The 17,827-nt window shown below is 74.2% G+C and carries 10 protein-coding genes; 4 read left to right on the top strand and 6 right to left on the bottom strand.

Translation table 11 applies throughout. The features are described from left to right. Positions 1–11: 11 nt before the first annotated feature. Entirely contained in the window at positions 12–2,765 is a 2,754-nt protein-coding gene (gene valS / locus ACFS27_RS22225; protein WP_377187633.1) for a valine--tRNA ligase, read from the bottom strand. Between the two features lie 52 nt (positions 2,766–2,817). Next, positions 2,818–6,420 (bottom strand): ATP-binding cassette domain-containing protein, encoded by a 3,603-nt coding sequence (locus ACFS27_RS22220; RefSeq protein ID WP_377187630.1) that lies wholly within the window; start codon positions 6,418–6,420, stop codon positions 2,818–2,820. 137 nt (positions 6,421–6,557) lie between these two features. On the opposite strand from ACFS27_RS22220, the gene ACFS27_RS22215 reads away from it, so the two are divergent. From ACFS27_RS22215 to ACFS27_RS22205, 3 genes are read left to right on the top strand one after another with little or no spacing between them, the layout of a single operon-like run. After that, complete coding sequence (locus ACFS27_RS22215; RefSeq protein ID WP_377187627.1) at positions 6,558–7,283, top strand: DUF6597 domain-containing transcriptional factor; 726 nt, start codon at positions 6,558–6,560, stop codon at positions 7,281–7,283. A 10-nt stretch (positions 7,284–7,293) separates the two neighbouring features. Then, positions 7,294–8,181 (top strand): hypothetical protein, encoded by an 888-nt coding sequence (locus tag ACFS27_RS22210; RefSeq protein ID WP_377187624.1) that lies wholly within the window; start codon positions 7,294–7,296, stop codon positions 8,179–8,181. A 55-nt stretch (positions 8,182–8,236) separates the two neighbouring features. Continuing rightward, positions 8,237–9,229, top strand: coding sequence for a TIGR03557 family F420-dependent LLM class oxidoreductase (locus tag ACFS27_RS22205; RefSeq protein WP_377187621.1), 993 nt, complete (start codon positions 8,237–8,239; stop codon positions 9,227–9,229). Positions 9,230–9,248: 19 nt separating this feature from the next. On the opposite strand, the gene ACFS27_RS22200 is transcribed toward ACFS27_RS22205, so the two are convergent. Next, positions 9,249–10,760 carry a protein kinase domain-containing protein gene (locus ACFS27_RS22200; protein WP_377187618.1) on the bottom strand — a complete coding sequence of 504 codons (1,512 nt, stop codon included), beginning with the start codon at positions 10,758–10,760 and terminating at the stop codon, positions 9,249–9,251. A gap of 109 nt (positions 10,761–10,869) precedes the next feature. Here ACFS27_RS22200 and cofE point away from each other — a divergent pair, with 109 nt between their 5' ends. Next, a complete protein-coding gene (cofE, locus tag ACFS27_RS22195) occupies positions 10,870–11,661 on the top strand; it encodes a coenzyme F420-0:L-glutamate ligase (RefSeq protein WP_377187615.1) in 792 nt (263 codons plus the stop codon). Between the two features lie 15 nt (positions 11,662–11,676). On the opposite strand, the gene ACFS27_RS22190 is transcribed toward cofE, so the two are convergent. From ACFS27_RS22190 to ACFS27_RS22180, 3 genes are read right to left on the bottom strand one after another with little or no spacing between them, the layout of a single operon-like run. Beyond that, positions 11,677–15,471 carry an ATP-binding protein gene (locus ACFS27_RS22190; protein ID WP_377187612.1) on the bottom strand — a complete coding sequence of 1,265 codons (3,795 nt, stop codon included), beginning with the start codon at positions 15,469–15,471 and terminating at the stop codon, positions 11,677–11,679. Beyond that, positions 15,468–16,184, bottom strand: a complete 717-nt coding sequence (locus ACFS27_RS22185) for a DUF4194 domain-containing protein (RefSeq protein WP_377187609.1) — start codon at positions 16,182–16,184, stop codon at positions 15,468–15,470. Before ACFS27_RS22185 ends, ACFS27_RS22190 begins: the two co-directional genes overlap by 4 nt. Beyond that, positions 16,181–17,698: a DUF3375 domain-containing protein gene (locus ACFS27_RS22180; protein WP_377187606.1), complete on the bottom strand. Its 1,518-nt coding sequence runs from the start codon at positions 17,696–17,698 to the stop codon at positions 16,181–16,183. The genes ACFS27_RS22185 and ACFS27_RS22180 overlap by 4 nt, the downstream gene beginning before the upstream one ends. Positions 17,699–17,827: the final 129 nt, after the last annotated feature.

Raw genomic sequence — 17,827 nt, 5'->3', positions numbered from 1 at the left:
GGAACCAGCGGTCAGCCCTTGTTACGGGGCGGGGCCTCGCCCAGCTCGCTCGAGGTCACGACCATCCCGCCCTGGACCGCCTGGTCACCCTGGCCTTCGGTGGCGGTCACGAGGTCGAGCACCCCGGTGACCCGGCCTGCGGCCTTGATGTCGTCGACCGCGGTCTCGACGGCGGTGAGCGAACCGGCCGGCACGGCGAGCGACGCCGCCACGATCGGCGTGCGCATCGACGCCTTGGCCTCGGACTTCACCTTGCGCAGCGCGGCAAGGGCATGACCGGCCGCCGCGAGGTCGGTCGGGTCGGCGTTGCCGGCTGCTGCCCGCAGCGGCTCCGCGACGGGCCACTCCGCGCGGTGCACCGAACCCTCGCGCCACCAGGACCAGACCTCTTCCGTGGCGAACGGGACGTAGGGCGCCAGGAGCCGCAGCATGGTGTCGAGCGCGATCGCCAGGCTGGTGCGAGCCGACGTCGTCTCGGGGGAGAGGTTCGCCGAATCGGCGCCCGCACCGTAGGCGCGGTCCTTGACGAGCTCGAGGTAGTCGTCGCAGAAGGCCCAGAAGTACGTCTCGGTGAGCTCGAGCGCGCGCGTGTGGTCGTAGGCCTCGAGCGCAGCGGTGGCCTGCTCGACGACATCCGCGAGGCCGGCCAGCATCGACCGGTCGAGGGCGACAGTCACGGCCGCAGGGTCGAGCGCGATCTCGCTGCCCGCGCCGCCACCGAACGACAGCGCGAACTTCGAGGCGTTGAGGACCTTGATCGCCAGACGGCGGCCGATCTTCATCTGCCCCACCTCGAACGCCGCGTCCGTGCCGAGCCGAGCCGAGGCCGCCCAGTACCGCACCGCGTCCGAGCCGTGCTCGACCAGCAGGTCCATGGGCGTGACGACGTTGCCCTTGGACTTCGACATCTTCTTGCGGTCCGGGTCGAGGATCCAGCCGCTGATCGCCGCGTTCTTCCAGGGCAGCACCTTGTTCTCCAGGTGCGAGCGCACCACGGTGGAGAACAGCCACGTGCGGATGATGTCCTGGCCCTGGGGGCGCAGGTCCATCGGGTACACGCGGTCGAAGAGATCCTGGTCCTGCTCCCAGCCGCCCACGATCTGCGGGGTCAGGGAGGACGTGGCCCAGGTGTCCATGACGTCGGCGTCACCGACGAAGCCGGCGGCCTGACCGCGCTGGTCCTCCGTGTAGCCGGCGGGCGCCTGCGAGGTCGGGTCGACCGGCAGCGACTCCTCGGCAGGCACGATCGGGTGGTCGTAGTCGACCTCGCCGTTCGCGTCGACCGGGTACCACAGCGGGATCGCGACGCCGAAGAAGCGCTGGCGGCTCACGAGCCAGTCGCCGTTGAGGCCGTTGACCCAGTTCTCGTACCGCACCCGCATGAAGTCCGGGTGGAAGTCGAGCTCCTTGCCGCGGGCCAGCAGCTCCTCGCGCAGCTCCTTGCCCCGGCCGCCGTTGCGGATGTACCACTGGCGCGAGGTCACGATCTCGAGGGGCTTGTCGCCCTTCTCGAAGAAGTTCGCCTTGCGCTGCGTGGCGACGGGCTCGGCCGGCATGTCGCCCGACGCGGTGAGCGCGTCGACGATCGCCTTGCGGGCGCTGAAGGTCGTCTTGCCGGCGACCTCTGCCTCGAACAGCTCGGCGCCAGGGCCCGCCGCCAGCCACTCCGGCACCTCGCGCGTGATGCGGCCGTCGCGGTTGATGATCGAGCGGGTGGGCAGCTGCAGCTCTCGCCACCACTGCACGTCGGTGAGGTCACCGAAGGTGCAGCACATCGCGATGCCCGCGCCCTTGTCCGGCTCGGCCAGGTGGTGGGCGAGCACGGGGACCTCGACGCCGAACAGCGGCGACGTCACGGTGCTGCCGAACAGGTGCTGGTAGCGCTCGTCGTCGGGGTGCGCGATGAGCGCGACGACGGCGGGGATCAGCTCCGGCCGCGTGGTCTCGATGTAGACGGGCGTGCCGTCGGCCTGGTGGAAGGCGACCTTGTGGAAGTGGCCGGGGTAGTCCCTGGCCTCCAGCTCGGCCTGGGCCACCGCGGTCTGGAACGTGACGTCCCACAGCCCTGGCGCCTCGGCCTGATAGGCCTCGCCGCGCTGCAGGTTGCGCACAAAGGCGCGCTGCGCCGTGGCCCGCGAGCTGTCACCGATGGTCTGGTACGTCTGCGCCCAGTCCACCGAGATGCCCAGGCGGCGCCACAGCTGCTCGAACTGCTTCTCGTCCTCGGCCGTCAGCCGCTCGCACAGCTCCACGAAGTTGCGGCGGCTGATCGGGACCTGGTCGGCGGCCTTGACGCTCTTGCCGGTGCCCTCGAACGGTGGCGTGAAGTCCGGGTCGTACGGCAGCGACAGGTCGACGCGCACGCCGTAGTAGTTCTGGACGCGCCGTTCGGTCGGCAGGCCGTTGTCGTCCCAGCCCATGGGGTAGAAGACCTCGAGGCCGCGCATGCGCTTGTAGCGCGCCACGATGTCGGTGTGCGTGTAGCTGAACACGTGACCCACGTGCAGGGAGCCCGACGCCGTGGGCGGCGGGGTGTCGATCGAGTAGATCTCGTCGCGCGTCTTGGTGCGGTCGAACGCGAAGGTCCGCTCCGCGGTCCAGCGCTCGTCGAACTTGGTCTCGAGCCCGTCCGCGCTGACCTTGTCCGGTACCTCCTTGACCACCGCGCGTACGACGTCGGCCCCGGCTACCGAGGTGGCCGGAGAGTCGAGGGCGGGTGTGGTCGCGGCCGGGTCCGTCGGCCTGGAGGAGGCAGGAGTGCTCATGCGCACCAGTGTCCCAGATTCGAGCAAGCCGAGATGCACCTTTCCACCGGTGTCAGCCGGCCAGGTGGGACCAGCGTGGCGCCAGGTCGCGCCACGGTCCGACGGCGGCAACCCGGCCGCCGTCGAGCACCACCACCCGGTCAGCGGTCGCCAGGGTCGCGGCGCGCGATGTCGTGCCGAGGACCGTGGTGCCCGCGGCCCGCAGGCCCGACCACACCTCTGCCTCGGTGACGGCGTCGAGGGCCGAGGAGACGTCGTCGACGAGCAGCAGGTCGGTGCCGGTGGCCAGGGCACGGGCCAGGCCGAGCCGCTGGACCTGCCCGCCGGAGAGCCGTAGCCCCCGGTGCCCGACCAGGGTGTCGGTGCCGCCCGCCTCCGCGACGTCGTGGTCGAGCCCCGCCGCCCCGACCGGGCCGGCTACGGGGCGGTCGTGGTCGAGCCGCACGTTGTCCGCGAGGGTCCCCGACACGACGTGCGGCACCTGGGCGACGTGGGCGACGCGGGGCGGGCGCAGGAACGTCTCCGGATCGGTGACCGCTGTGCCGTTCCAGGTCAGCCGTCCGCCGACGTCGACGAGGCCCGACAGAGCCCCGAGCAGGGACGACTTGCCGGATCCGACGCGACCGACCACCAGCACCAGCTCGCCGCGCCGCACGACGAGGTCCACACCGGCCACGCCGACGGTGCCGTCGTCGTGTGTCGCGCTGAGGCCGTCGAGGCGCAGCTCGCGCAGGCCGTCCGCCGCCGGGGAGGCGGCTGCCATCGGTGCGGTCCTGGTGTGCCCGGCTCGCGCGGTGCTCCCTGCCGGGATCGCCGCGCCGGTGAACAGGTCGACGTCGTCGGGCACGTCGGCGAGCCGCTCCGTGCCGGCGTACCGGGACGTGACCTCGACCCAGCGGCGGGCGGAGGCTGCGCTGGTGACGAGCTGGCCCAGCCCGTACCCGATCCAGCTGAAGGTGCCGATCGAGGTGCTGACCAGGAGGGTGGTGGCAAGGGACCACGTGCCGTTCAGGTGCAGGGCCCACGCGAGGACCGTCGCGATGCGGCTGAGCACGGACGGCGCGAGCCCGACGAGGAAATCGGTCCGCTCCTCGCGCAGCGACGCCAGCACACGGCGCCCGTCCACCCGTGCCACCTGGGCCAGGACTCCGCCGGTCGAGGCAGAGAGCTTGACGGTGCGCACGGCGTCGAGGGCCGACCCGAGCAGGCGCCCCAGCTCCGCCGCGGCGTCGCCCGCCTGCCGGGCGGCGGCCGCGACCGACCGGCTGCCCAGCACCTGCGCCGCGCACATGACGGCCGCCATGGCGAGCCCGATCGCGCCGGCCAGCAGGCTGTCGCTCAGCACCACGAGCAGCCCGAGCGTGATCGGTGCCGTGACGAGCTCGCGCCACGCCTGGGTGTGGCCGGTGAGCCGGTACTCCTCCTGCGCCCGCGCGGCGATCTCACCGGGGGCGTCGCGGACCGTCCGCCGCTGCGCCGTCTGCCCGCGCAGGACGGCGAGCCGCAGCCGCAGGCGCGAGTCCGCCCACCAGCGCGCGCTCGTCAGACGGACCGTGAACGGCAGCAGCGTGTTGGCGACCACCGCCGCAAGGATGGCGCACGCCAGCAGCCAGGGCGCCGAGCCCTCCTCCAGGTCGACGACGAGCGACGCCCACAGCCAGCCGACGACGAGCCCGGTCGAGGTGAGGTAGTCCGTGAGCTCCCACACGACGGCCGGGAGCAGCAGGCCGAGGGGACGGGCGCGCAGCGTGCTCCACACGGCGCGCGCCATCGACGGGCGGACCGGTGGGTCGTCCCTCGTCGGGTCCGGAGCCCGTCGACCGGGCTCGCCGTCGGCGGGCCGGCCGGCCTTCCGGGCCGGCTGGGTCTGCCTGGTCGGCCCGCCGGTGTCTGCGTCACCGAGCCCGGCCGCGGCGACCAGCCGCGAGAAGTGCCCGCCCGCCGCCGCCAGCCGGTCCCACGGCCCGTGCTCCACGAGCCGCCCGCCGTCGAGCACGGCCACCGTGTCGGCGTGCCGCGCGGTGGGCAGCCGGTGTGCGACGACCACCGCCGTCCGCCCTTCCAGGAGGGCCTGCGTGGCCAGGGTGACCCGCTCTGCCGTCGCCGGGTCCATCCGCGCGGTCGCCTCGTCGAGCACGACCACCTCGACGTCCCGGACCAGGAGCCGCGCGAAGGCGACCAGCTGCTCTTCACCGGCCGACAGGGTCACGCCGTCGGCACCCAGACGGGTGTCCAGACCGTGCGGCAGCGACCTCACCCAGGCCCGCAGGCCGAGCGCGTCCACCGCCTCCTCGACCCGCTCCGCCGGCACCGGCGCCCAGAGCGTGATGTTGTCGGCGAGGGTCGCGGCCAGGATCTCGGTGCGCTGGCCGACGACACCGACGTGGGTGCGCAGCTCGTGCACGTCCAGGCCGGTGACGTCCTGGCCGTCCAGGAAGACGCTCCCGACGGGCGGGTCGACCGCCCGGGACAGCATCTTGGTCAGCGTCGTCTTGCCCGAGCCCGTCCGGCCGACCAGCGCGCACGTGCTGCCAGCGGGGATCGTCAGCGAGATCGGGCCCAGGGCGAACCCGCCGCCGTACGCGAAGGTGAGATCGCGCAGCTCGACGTCCACCCCGGTGGGCCGGGCGGTCGCGGCCGGCCCGGGTGTGTCCTTGCTGCCGGGGAAGGGCGCCCCGCCAACGGGCTCCTGTGCCCGGGCCAGCAGGTCGCGGACCCGCTGGAACGTGCCGATCGCCTCCTCGAGCCGGGGCAGCAGGCGGCCAAGGACGTCGACCCGTCCGACGAACCCCGTGACGAGCAGCCACAGCGCGACCAGCCGCGCGACGTCGAGCGTGCCGCCCGTGACTGCCCACACCCCGCCCACGAGGACGGCGCCGACCAGGGCGTCGAGCGGCAGCTCAGTGCGCAGCCGCACGCGGGAGAACGCCACCGACCACTCCTCGCGGAGCCGGATCTGGCGTGCGGCGAGCTCGGCGTACCGACGCAGCACGTACCGCTGACCGTCGGCGGTGCGCAGGTCGTCCCGGGCGGCTACCGCCTCCTCGAGCTGGGCCATGTGGTCCGAGGCCGCCTCGGAGCTGCGCCGGCTCAGGTCGCGCAAGGGCCGCGCCGACCGGCGGGCGAACACCAGCACGGCGGCCGCCACCAGCGGGAACGCCACCCAGGCCGGCCACCACACCAGGCCGGCGGCCACCCACCCGACCACCAGGCTGATCGCTGCCTGTCCCAGGGTGATGCCGATACCGCTGATCGCCCGCGTGAGCCGTTCCGGATCGCCGTTGACCCGGTCAAGGAGCTCGCCCACCGCCTGCTCCTCGAGCGCGGCCAAGGGCTGGCCGAGGGCCGCTGCGGCCAGGTCGGACCGGAGCGTGGCCTCAGCGCGGGCCACGGCGCGCTGGACGACCAGCCAGGTCACGGCGTCCAGCACGATGACTGCCGCGCTCACCGCCGCGAGCACGATCAGGGTGTCCAGGGCCGGCTGAGCGGCCAGCTGCCCTGTCACCACGGCGGCGTACGACGAGGCCCCGGCCGCCAGCAGCGCGGCAGGGACCGCGACGGCGGCGACCCGCAGGGCACGACGGCGCCACGGGGTGCTGCGCTCGTCGCGCGAGAAGGCGGTTCGACGGCTCGGGCGAGCCGGTACGTGGGGCACGCCACGACTCTGCCACCGGCCACTGACATCCGGCCCGCCCTGCGGCCGTACCCCGAGACGCCAGAAGCTCAGGCCACCCGGGCGACGTGAGCATCCGACACGCGCCGGTGTCAGGGGGTCCGCGTAGCGTGGTTCTGGTGACCTACCGTGAGCTCGCCCCACCGACCGGCCTGCTGCCGGTGGTGGCCTGCCTGTGGGAGCACGAGGTGCCACCCGGTCACGAGCAGCTGATCATCCCCGACGGCTGCGTCGACCTGGTCCGGCTCGACGGGGAGCTGGTGGTGGTCGGCGCCGACACCGGCCCGGTCGTGACCGTGCCAGGCGTGACCCCGGCGTCGCGCACCAGCGGGATCCGGCTCCGGCCCGGCGCGGCGGGCGCCGTCCTTGGCCTCCCGGCGTCGGAGGTGCGCGACCAGCGCGTGCCGCTGGCCGACGTGTGGCCCGACGTCGGCCCGGCGCTCGCCGAGGCGCTCAGCACGGCCGACCCGGCGGGCCGGCTGGACCTGCTCGCGCGCACCGTGCTGCACCGCAAGGCGGAGCGGGACGGGCTCGTCGCGGCGGCCGCGCGGCGCCTCGGTGCGCCCGGCTCGCGGATCGCCGGCGTCGCCGACGACCTGGGCGTGAGCGAGCGGCACCTGTACCGCCGCACGGTCGCCGCCGTCGGGTACGGGCCCAAGATGCTGGGCCGGGTGGCCCGGCTGCGGCGGCTGATCGGCCTCTCCTCCGGTGTGCCGTCCCCGCTCGCGGACCGCGCGGCGCTCGCCGGGTACGCGAGCCAGGCCCACATGACCGACGAGGTGCGCCGGCTGACCGGCCGCACACCCGTCCGATTTCTGGAAGACGCCGCCCTGACCGCCGCTTAGCGTCGGAGGCATGAGCACAACGACGAGTATCGATGTCGGAGCCGCCGAGCGGTTCATCTACGACGACGCCCGGCTGCTGGAGCGGCACCGCCTCGCGGTGCTCTTCCACGAGGCACCGGGCAGCCGTGTCCTGGACGCCCTGCGTCCTTACCGGAACGACGACGGCGGATGGGGTCACGCCCTGGAGCCGGACCTGCGCGGGCCCGACAGCCAGGTCTCGGGCGCGCTGTCAGCGCTCGAGGTGCTTGCAGAGCTGGGGACGGCGGCCGACCCGGCAGTCGGACGGCTGGTCCGGGAGACCGCCGACTGGCTGGCCTCGGTCGCTCTGCCGGACGGGCGGGTGCCGCAGGTGCTGCCGACCGCCGCCGACTACCCGGCGGCGCCGTGGATGCAGCCGAACGAGAACGGGTTCCTCACGTTCGCGATCGCCGCTCGCCTGTGGGAGCTCGGCCTGAACCATCCGTGGCTCGACGCCGCGACGACCTGGTGCTGGGACCAGCTGGAGGGCGAGGCCCCCGTGGACGGGTACACCGTCCTGTTCGCGCTGAACTTCCTCGACGCGGTGCCCCGGCCGGACCGGGCGGCCACCGCCGTCGAGCGGCTGCGGCCTGCCCTGCGCGACGACGGCTCCATCGCCGTCGACGGCGGGGAGAGCGACGAGAAGCTCACGCCGCTGCAGCTGTCCGCGAGGCCGGGGTCGCCGAGCCGGGCGCTGTTCTCCTCAGGGCAGATCTCGGCGGAGCTGGACCGGCTGGAGGGGGAACAGCTCGAGGACGGCGGCTGGGACTTCGACTTCCAGCACTGGTCGCCCGGTCAGACCGTGGAGTGGCGGGGCATCGTCACGCTGGGTGCCCTGCGGACACTTCGGCAGCACGGCCGGCTCCCGGAGCTTCGGTAGCGGGTGCTCACGGCGAGCCACTGACCAGGAAGCCCGACGCCGTAGGCTGGTCTGCGTGGTGACCATCGGTTATGCCGCGATGCTCGAGCAGTTCGCGCCCCGGACGGCGGTGGAGCTGGCGGCCCTCGCCGAGGCGCACGGCTTCTCCGGCATCATGGCGGCGGACCATTTCCAGCCATGGACCCCTCACCAGGGGCAGGCGGGCTTCGTGTGGAACGTGCTCGCCGCGGCGGCTGAGCACACGACCGGCGACCTGGGGCCGGTGACGGCGCCGACGTTCCGGTGGCACCCCGCGGTGGTCGCCCAGGCGTCGGCGACGCTCGCGGCGATGAACCCTGACCGGCACTGGCTGGGTGTCGGCTCGGGCGAGGCGCTCAACGAGCACGTGGTGGGCGGCTACTGGCCCGAGGCCGCCGAGCGGATCAACCGGATGTTCGAGGCCGTCGAGATCATCAAGAAGCTGTTCGCCGGATCGCTGGCCGGGCGGGACGTCAAGCACTCGGGAACGTACTTCAAGCTGGAGTCGACGCGCCTGTGGACGATGCCGGAGGTGGCCCCCGAGATCCTGGTCGCGACGGCGGGTCCGGTCACCGCCCGCCGTGCCGGCCGGACGGCCGACGGGCTCATCACGCAGGCGGCCCCCCTCGAGCGGATGGGGTCGCTCCTGACGAGGTTCGCCGACGGCGCCCGCGAGTCCGGCCGGGACGCGGCGCAGATGCCCAAGGCGCTGCAGCTGCACCTCTCCTGGGCGCCGACGCACGAGGAAGCGGTCGCCAACGCCCTGACCGAGTGGCCGGTGGGCGGCATGCGGTTCCCCCGGTCGGACATCCGCTCGCCGCACGACTTCGCCCAGCTGGCGCGGATGGTGCGCCCGGAGGACTTCGAGGGGCGCCTGCTGATCTCCGCCGACCCGGACGAGCACAGGGCGTCGATCCAGCGGTACCTCGACCTCGGCTTCGACCGCGTCTACCTGCACAACGTGGGCCGCAACCAGAGCGAGTGGATCGAGACGTTCGGCCGCGAGGTGCTGCCCAAGCTGGTGCGGTGACCGGCGACCGACCGGTGCGTCAGGGAGCTGCCGCCCAGTACCAGCCGACGCTGTCCGTGTTCTGCACGGCCACGGCGGCCAGCGGCCCGACGTCCGGCAGGGTCACGGTGGTGGTCACCGGCGCCCGGTCGGCGAGGTTGCCGAGGGTCCAGAACGTGTCCTGCGCGGTGGCGTCCGCCGGCTCGGTGCGCTCGACGGTCCCGTCCTGCCCGATCGCGTAGACCCGGAGCCACCGGTTCGGCGTCGGATACCGGTACGTGGTCGTCCCCACCTGGTCGCACGAGAGCGTCAGCGTGGCCAGCCGCCCCTGCACCTGGTCGACGCTGACGAGCCAGCACGAGTCGTCGGCCAGGCGTTGCTCGGTCCCCAGAGCCCAGGGGCTGCCCTGGCTCCCGTCCTCGTCCGCGTCCGCCTGGTCCGTCACGGGCCCGGCGCCCGGCTGCGTGGTCTCGCCGGACTCCTGCGGTGCGGGCGTGCCCGTGACCTGCGTCTGCCCGACGGCGTTGCGCTCCTCGTCGCCCCCGGTGAGCACGGTCCAGGCGCCGAACGCCGCAGCGCCCAGGAGCGCCGTGGCGGCCGCCACCGCACCGAGGACGACGAGGGGGCTGCGCCGCCTCCGTCGCCTGGCGCCGCGTGCCACACCCGGCGGCGGGCTCGGCGGTCGGGTGAGGAGGGTGGTACCGGCAGGGTCGGGCACCCCGAGCGAGCGCAGGATCGTGTCGAGGGACGGGCGTCCGGCCGGGTCCCTGACCAGGCAGGCGTCGAGGAACGGGCGCAGGTACGCGGGACAGTCGCCGTAGGTGGGTTCCTCGGACGAGACCCGGTACAGCACCACAGCGGGATGGTCGCCGTCGAAGAGCCGGTTGCCGGTGGCGGCGTAGTAGGCCAGCGCACCCAGCGCCCAGACGTCGGCGGCAGACGTCGCACGGCTGCCGGAGGCCTGCTCCGGCGCCATGTACACCGGCGTGCCGACCGGCTGCCCGGTCAGCGTCAGCCGCGTCGCGTCGACGGTGGCGACCACGCCCAGGTCGATCAGGCGCGGACCGTCCGGTCCGAGGATCACGTTGGCCGGCTTGACGTCCCGGTGCACGAGCCCGACGCGATGCATCTCGTGCAGCGCCTCCGCGACGCCCGCGACCAGGCGCAGCACGTCCGCCTCCGACAGCGGCCCCTGGGCGGCCAGCGCCTGCGCGAGGGTCGGCCCCGGCACGTACTCGGTGGCAAGCCAGGGGAGCTCCGCGTCGGGGTCGGCGTCGATCAGGTTCGCGATGAACCGGCTGCGGACCTTGGCGGCGGCACGCACCTCGCGGCGGAAGCGCGCGCGGAACTCGTCGTCGTCGAGCTGAGCGCCCCGGATCAGCTTGATGGCCACCTGCTGTCCGCGGCGCGCTGTCCCGAGGTAGACGTCGCCCATGCCGCCGCTGCCCAGCCGGCTCCGGACCCGGAACGGCCCGATGGTGCGGGGTTCGCCGGGCCGCAGGGCCGCCGGCTCCGGTACGGGCACCGTCCGCTGGGCGGGTGGGTCGTGCAACACCGGACGCTTCCCCCTGGAGATCACCGCACGAACCGGACATATGTGGCTTGGCCGCCTGGCAGATTACCGCACCCGGCTGAACTGTCGTGGTGTGAGGATGGTCCCCGTGGAGAGACTCAGCATCTGGGCCCCCGACGGGCTGCCAGAGATCAGCCCCGGCGACGACCTCGGCGAGCTCGTCGCCGACCTCTTGACCGGTCAGGACGAGCCGGACCGGCCGCGCGACGGCGACGTGGTGGTCGTGACGTCGAAGATCGTGTCCAAGGCGGAGGGGCGGGTGATAGCCGCTGCCGACCGGGAGCAGGCCATCACCGACGAGACCGTCCGCGTGGTCGCCCAGCGGCAGCGTCCAGGTCTGCCGCCGTTGCGGATCGTCGAGAACAAGCTCGGCCTGGTGATGGCCGCGGCGGGCGTGGACGCGAGCAACACCCCGGAGGGCACGGTCCTGCTGCTGCCCGTGGACCCGGACGTCTCGGCCCGCACGATCCGCGCCGCGCTCGCGCAGCGCCTGGGCCTGCGTCGGATCGGCGTGGTCGTCACCGACACCGCCGGCCGGCCCTGGCGCGACGCCCTGGTCGACATCGCGATCGGCTGCGCAGGGATAGCGCCCACCGACGACCTGCGCGGCAGCGTCGACGCCCACGGCCGCCCGCTGAACGTGACGGTCACCGCCGTCGTCGACGAGATCGCCGCCGCCACCGAGCTGGTCCGGGGCAAGTCGACAGGGCGCGCCGTCGCCGTCGTGCGTGGCATGGGCCACCACGTCACCGCCGACGACGGTCCGGGCGCCCGTGTCCTGGTCCGCAGCAGTGCCGACGACCTGTTCCGCGAGGGCTCGGCAGAGGCCTACGCCCGCGGCCTCGCCGACGGCCGGGCGGACGCCGGACCGGCCAGCTGACCGGCTCGTGGCCGGCTACAGCGACGGGCGGCGTGACGTCATCCGCGCCACCGGCGACGGGTCGTCCCGGTCCTCGGCGGTGACGGTCACCGACCAGTCCGGCTCGGGCTCGCCCTCGTCACCGGTGCCCGACGCCGGGGCCGGTTCCGGGGCGGGAGCAGGGGTCGGAGGCAGCGGAGGCGGCGGTACCGCGGGGAGCCCGCGCGGCGGCGTCGTCGTTCCCGCCTCGGCGGCCGGGACAGGAGTGCCAGGCGTCGAGGCCGATGGCGGGGTCGCCCTGGTGGGCGCGGGCGCGGGCGCGGGCGCGGGTGGCGCGGCCGGTACCGGCCCGCCCGGCGAGCCCGCGCCGCTACCGCCGCCCCGGGTGGCCGAGGGGACCGGGTCGACGTCGGGCAGCGGGGACTCCAGCAGGACCACGTCCACGCGCGATTCCCGCATCTCGCGACAGGTCGCCAGGCCGATGCCGCCCACGTAGTCCTCGAGCGTCTGCAGCAGCTTGAGCGGCGTGGCCAGAATCATGTGAAACCCGAACGCCGCGAACGTGTCCATGGCGGTCCGGGTGAAGGCGGTGTCGGCCTTGTCGAAGGCCTCGTCCAGGAGGATCGAGCCGTACGCGGGCGTGCCCGAGTCCGAGGCTCCGGCCAGCTGGTAGCGCAGGGCAGCGGCCAGGCAGAACACGACGAGCTTCTGGCGCTGACCGCCGGAGAGGCCGGCGGACGAGTCGTGCACGGCGAGGGCGATGCCCCCCGCTGTGACCTCCACGCCGGTGAAGTGCACGTGGCGCCGTGTGTCCAGGCACAGGGACCGCCAGGCGCGGTCGGCGTGATCGCTCGACCCGAGCCGGCGGACCAGCCGTTCCAGCACCTCGTACTCGGGCTCGGTGTCCCCGGTGAGTGCGTCCAGGGTCGCGAGAAACTCCTCGACGGCCGCGGGGCGGCGCTCCTTGACGCGGATCTCCAGGAACCGGTCGGTGTCGAAGGGGGAGCGGCGCAGGGACGTGTTGACCCCGACGATCCGCTCGCGGATGGCGGCGGGCGCCTGCCGGATCTCGGCCGCGAGCTTCCGCAGCGCGCGTCGCGCCTGGTCGGTGAGGAGGTCGGAGAACCGCGCCTCCTGCTCCGGCAGGCGGGACGTGCGGATCCGTTCCAGCACCTCCAGGTACCGCGAGCGGTCGCCGACCTGAGCCGTGAGGTCACGGGTGATGGCGGGCCAGCGGCGACGGAACTCGGCCAGCAGCCCGACGATCTCCCGCTCGGCGGCACCAGAGGTGCGCAGCCCTGCCTCCCGTTCCGCGTCCAGCGTGCGGGACACGGTGAGCGAGACGTCGTCGATCACCTCGTGCGTCACCGTCGTGCGGACGGCGGCGTACCGCTTCTCCAGCTCTTCGCGGTGCGCGAGCGGGATGGCGTTCGGCGGGGCGTCACCGAGCTCGGCGACCACGCGCTCCAGCGAGCGGCGGTGGGCCCGGGCCTCGGCGAGGGTGTCGGCAGCCTCCGCCGCGGCGGTCCTGGCCTGGTCCAGCCGGGTCTCGGCCGCCGCGACGTCCTGGGACGCCTGCAGCAGGTCCATGGTGCCGTCGAGCAGGCGGTCGAACGACGCCTGCGCGTCGGTCAGGTCCGCCTCGGCGGTCTCGATGTCGACCTCGCGCCACTCCCTGCGGGCCACGTGCCGCAGCGTGAGCTGGCGGCGCACGGCCTCGCGCTGCTCGGCGACGGCGTCGGCGACCGCGCCGTCGGCCTCCGCGAGGCGGGCCTGGGTCTCGCGAGCCAGCTCGAGGAGCTGGTCGAGGCGGTCGTCGGCGTCCCAGCCGAGCGCCCAGTCCTCGACGCCGGGCAGCAGCGGCTGCTCGATCTCTTCCGGACCGTGCTTGACCAGGCCCTCGCGGGTCACCGCCCGCTCGTGCCGGTCGAGCCCCGACGGGTCGTCGACGCACAGGTAGTCGTACTGCTCGGACAGGCGCCGGTGCAGCCAGCCCGACATGGGGCCGTCCTTCACCTCGACCTTGTGCACCAGCGACGCCGCGTCGGTGGACCGGGGCGCGTCGTTGCGCACGCCGACCACGCGGTAGCGCAGGCCGGGCCCTGCCTCGACGGCTCCGGCGACGGCCGCGCGGTGCGCCGGGGCGACCAGCACGAGCGTGGCCAGCGGCCGCAGGATCCCCTCGAGCACGGGACGCCAGTCGGCGTCCTCCTCCCGGACCCGCAGCAGCTCGGCCGCGAACGGCAGCACGGAGATGTCGAGCCCCGCGGCCTCCGCCACGGCCCGTCGGGCCGCGGCGAGCTCGGCGGGCACGTTCGTCTGGGTCTGCCGCACCGCCTGGATCCGTGTCGCGACGGCCTCGTGCCGGTGCCCGACGGCGGAGCGCGCCGCCAGCGTCTCCCGGATCGTCGCGTCGAGCGCCTCGGGCACGCGCGACCGGCCGACGGTGGACACGGCACCCGTCGCGACCGAGGGCACCGCCCCCGTCGTGGTCCCCGCGCCGACGGACGGGACCGGACCCGTGGCGACCGCGGACACCTGACCCGCCGTGACGGCGGGCAGGGCACCCGTCAGGGTGGGGACGGCGCCGGTGGTCAGCGGCTTCGAGCCGCCCAGCTCCCACCGCGCCTTCTCCTTGAGTGCCGCGAACTCCCCGAACGTCTCCGGCATGGTCATGCCGACGGACTGCAGGTCCGTGGCGAGCTCACCACGGCGCGTGCGGACCAGGGCGGCGATCTCGCCGGCGCGCTGCAGGCGGTCCGCCTGGGTGGCCAGGGCCTGCCCGCCCCTGGCGCCGAGCACGTTCACCGCCTGCTGGTGCGTGTTCGCCGCGACGTCGACCTCGGTGTCGGCCGCCTGGCGGTGGTGCTGCGCGCGCTCCTCAGCGGCCCGCGCCTCCGCGAGGGCGCCGTGCGCCAGGTCGAGCTTCCACGCGTCCTTGAAGGTCTCGAGGGACCCCCGCAGCGTCGCGGCGCGGACACCCGCCGACGAGCCCTCGTCGTACGCCTTGGTCAGGGTCGCCAGCCGGCCCAGGTGCTCGATCTGCCGGCGCGAGGTCTCGATGTCGGCATAGGCACGTGCCACGTCCGCGAACTGGTCCACCGCCTGGGCCGCCAGGTCGAACGTGCTCGGCTCGTCCAGCATGTGCCCGCGGAACAGGTCGTCCAGGCTGCCCAGGTTCTTGGCGGACTGCGTGCGGTGCAGCAGCACCAGCGCCTGCTCCGAACCGATCCCCAGCGCCTGCGTGAACGCGGCGGCGAACGGCCCGTGCCGCTCGCTCACCGTCGCGGTCGGCCAGGCGGCGGTCACGCCCGCTGCGTCGGGTCCGGAGCGGACGTACCGCTCGAAGTCCAGCAGCCCCACGTCGGAGGGCACCACCACGTGCAGCGTCGCCGGGGTGGACGAGCCCCGCGTGAGGTGGAACAGGCGCACCAGCGTCACCGTGTCGTCGGCCGCGTCGGTGCCGTTCGAGTACCGCAGCAGGACACCCGACCAGGTAGCGCCCGGCCGTAGGTGGTCGGCCACCACCTCGCCGGTGCTCTCGTCGGTCCGGTGCCGCCACGCGCCCCGCACGTACGAGACCACGTCCCGGTCGCCCGCCTCGCGCTCCGTTGCGCCGGTGCCTGCGGCGGCCACGTTGAACCGTAGCTGCTCCGGCGGGGTCAGGACCGCTGCGACGGCATCGACCAGCGACGACTTTCCCGAGCCGGAGTGGCCGGTGAGCAGGAAGCCCTCGCGGGGCACCGGCACCACGTGGTGCCCGGCGAACGTGCCCCAGTTGACCAGCTCGATGCGCGCGAGGCGCCACTGTCCGGGGTGGGCCGTGTTCATGCGCTCTCCTTCGCCAGTCGTGCGTACTCGGCGCTCAGCGCCGCTACCTGGTCGGCGCCGAACACCGTGCGGAGCACCGGCGAGACCACGCAGCGGTCCCCGCTGAGCGGCTCCAGCATGCCCGACTCGATCAGCCGGGCCCAGGTCGCGTCCAGCTGCCTGGTGAAGTCCATGGGCGAACCACCACCGCGCCGGCGGTACCTGCCGAGATGGTCGGCCGCCTCGTCACGGCTGATCGCGACCCGCCCGTCCGCCGAGTCCAGCAGCAGGGCGCGCAGGTGCAGCAGCAGCGCGGTGTCCAGGAACGTGAGCGTCAGCTCGCGCACCACCTGGGGCGCGTCCGGGGCCGGCACGTCGCGCACGAACGCGACCTGCGCCTCGGCGTCGATCACCAGATCGAGGTACTGGTCGGCGAGGCGCTCGCGGACGACGTCCTCGTTCGTCAGGAGCGACCGCCAGGTGTCCGGGTCCGACTCGGCGGCAAGGTAGGGCCCGCGCACGAGCCGGGCGAGGGCGAGGCGGGCCGGCGCGGGCAGGGTGCCGTGGTCGCCGGGCCAGAGGTGGACACCCGTGCCGGCGTCGCCGCCCGCGCTGGTCTCCGCACCCGACGGCGCCGCAGTACCGCTGCCGGCCGGGCGCCCGGGGCGCGCGCTGCGGAGGTCTGTCGATCCGGGCCGGGTCGGGCCGGGCCCTGTCGCGTTGGGTTCGGTCACGGGACATGCTCCTCGAACTGGTTCTGGGGGAGTACGGCCCGCCGCGCGACGCCGCGCGACGACCGCCAGTTCACGTCTTCGTCGTTGCCGGTGGCCACGCCGTGCTGCTCGGCGAGCGTCAGGAGGCCGACCACGCTCGCGGCCCCCTGGGTGGCGGGGTGCGCGGCGAGCACGGACGCGATCGTGGCGCGGCCGACGGCCGCGACGCGCTCGTTCACGTGCCCGCGCAGCTCGTCCACGTCGATCTCGGAGTCGCGGGCCAGTGCGCGCAGCGCCGTGAGCGAGACGGCCCGCGGCGGCAGGGCGGGAGCTGCGTGCGGTGCCTCGACGTCTTCCCCACCGGGGTTGTGCGGCTGGAAGCCGCCCACCGACCGGGGCGTGACGGCGCCGAGCGGCAGCGTGAGCCGCAGCTCGGCGCCGGGGGCGAGGTCGGGGGCCGCTGCGAGGGCGGCGTCCTGAGCCTCGCCGAGCAGACGGCGCAGGGCGCGCTCTGCCGGGAGCTCGCCGGACCGGACCATGCGCTGCAGCGCGCGGCGCAGCACGGCCATGGTGTCGGTGAGCTCGTCGGCGGCGTCCTGCAGGGTGGGCAGCAGGCGGCGCAGCGCGGAGGCCTCCGCTGGGGCCAGGTGGACGGTGTCGAGCACGCGGCCGACGTCGTCCTGCGCCGCGTGCTCCGCCTGCCGCAGGAGCTCGCGGAACGCGACCAGGCCGCGCCCGGCCTCGGACTCGGCGAGGTGGTCCACGCCGCGGTAGATGTCGTCGAGGAACGTGTCGCGCGAGCCGTCGGACTCCAGGAGCCGACGGCGCAGCTCGCGGTCCGTGCGCTCCAGCTCCGTGCGCACCCTGGCCAGGTCGGCGGGGATGTCGCCGGCCAGGGCCAGGATCTCGCGGGCACGCTCGGCGGCGGCGTCGGGCGGCAGCGGGTCGTCGTCACCCCGGCGGGCGCGCTCGATCCGGGTGTCGAGAGCCGCGCGCTGCTCCAGCAGGGCGGCCAGCCGGGCCTCCGGGTCGGGGTCGGCGTCGGCGGCCAGCGTGTGCAGGCCGTCGAGCACCGTGCCGAGCCGCGACGGCGTCACAGCGGGGTGGGGCTTGCTCAGCCGGGAGACGAAGCGGATGGCGAGCAGCGCGCCGTCGGACAGCTCGAGGGTCTCGGTGTCGGGCTCTCCGGCGGTCTGCGCCGCCCGTCGCCGGACGAGCACGCCCTCGTCGATCCACTCGGACACGTAGAAGTAGCCGGAGTACGGCAGCTCGAAGCCCGCACGGCGCAGCTCGGGCAGATCGTCGTCGATCCTCGTCGCGAGCTGTTCGACGGGCAGCCTGCGGCGGGACGCGCCGAGGTTGCGGTCCAGCAGCACGACGGCGGCGGCGGCGTTCCTCGACCGCAGCAGCACCCACCCGGGATGCTCCTGGAGAAGGGCGCGCACGCCGCGCGCCGCCTGGCCGCGACGAGCCGACCCGTGCCCGGCGGCCTGCCGGGCCACGGCGCCGTCACCCGGTGAGCTCGCAGTACCCATGAGGGCTGAGGGTAGTAGGCCAACGTGTCGGTGTGGCACCCCCGGAGGAAACATGCGACACATGCCCTGTCGATGAGCCGCGACGGGCATAGACGTATAGAGTCTGTCTTACAGGGCTTGCCGGAAAAT

This window comes from Promicromonospora vindobonensis (assembly GCF_042685865.1).
Classification (GTDB): domain Bacteria; phylum Actinomycetota; class Actinomycetes; order Actinomycetales; family Cellulomonadaceae; genus Promicromonospora; species Promicromonospora vindobonensis.
This window is presented reverse-complemented; position numbering and strand designations above follow the sequence as displayed.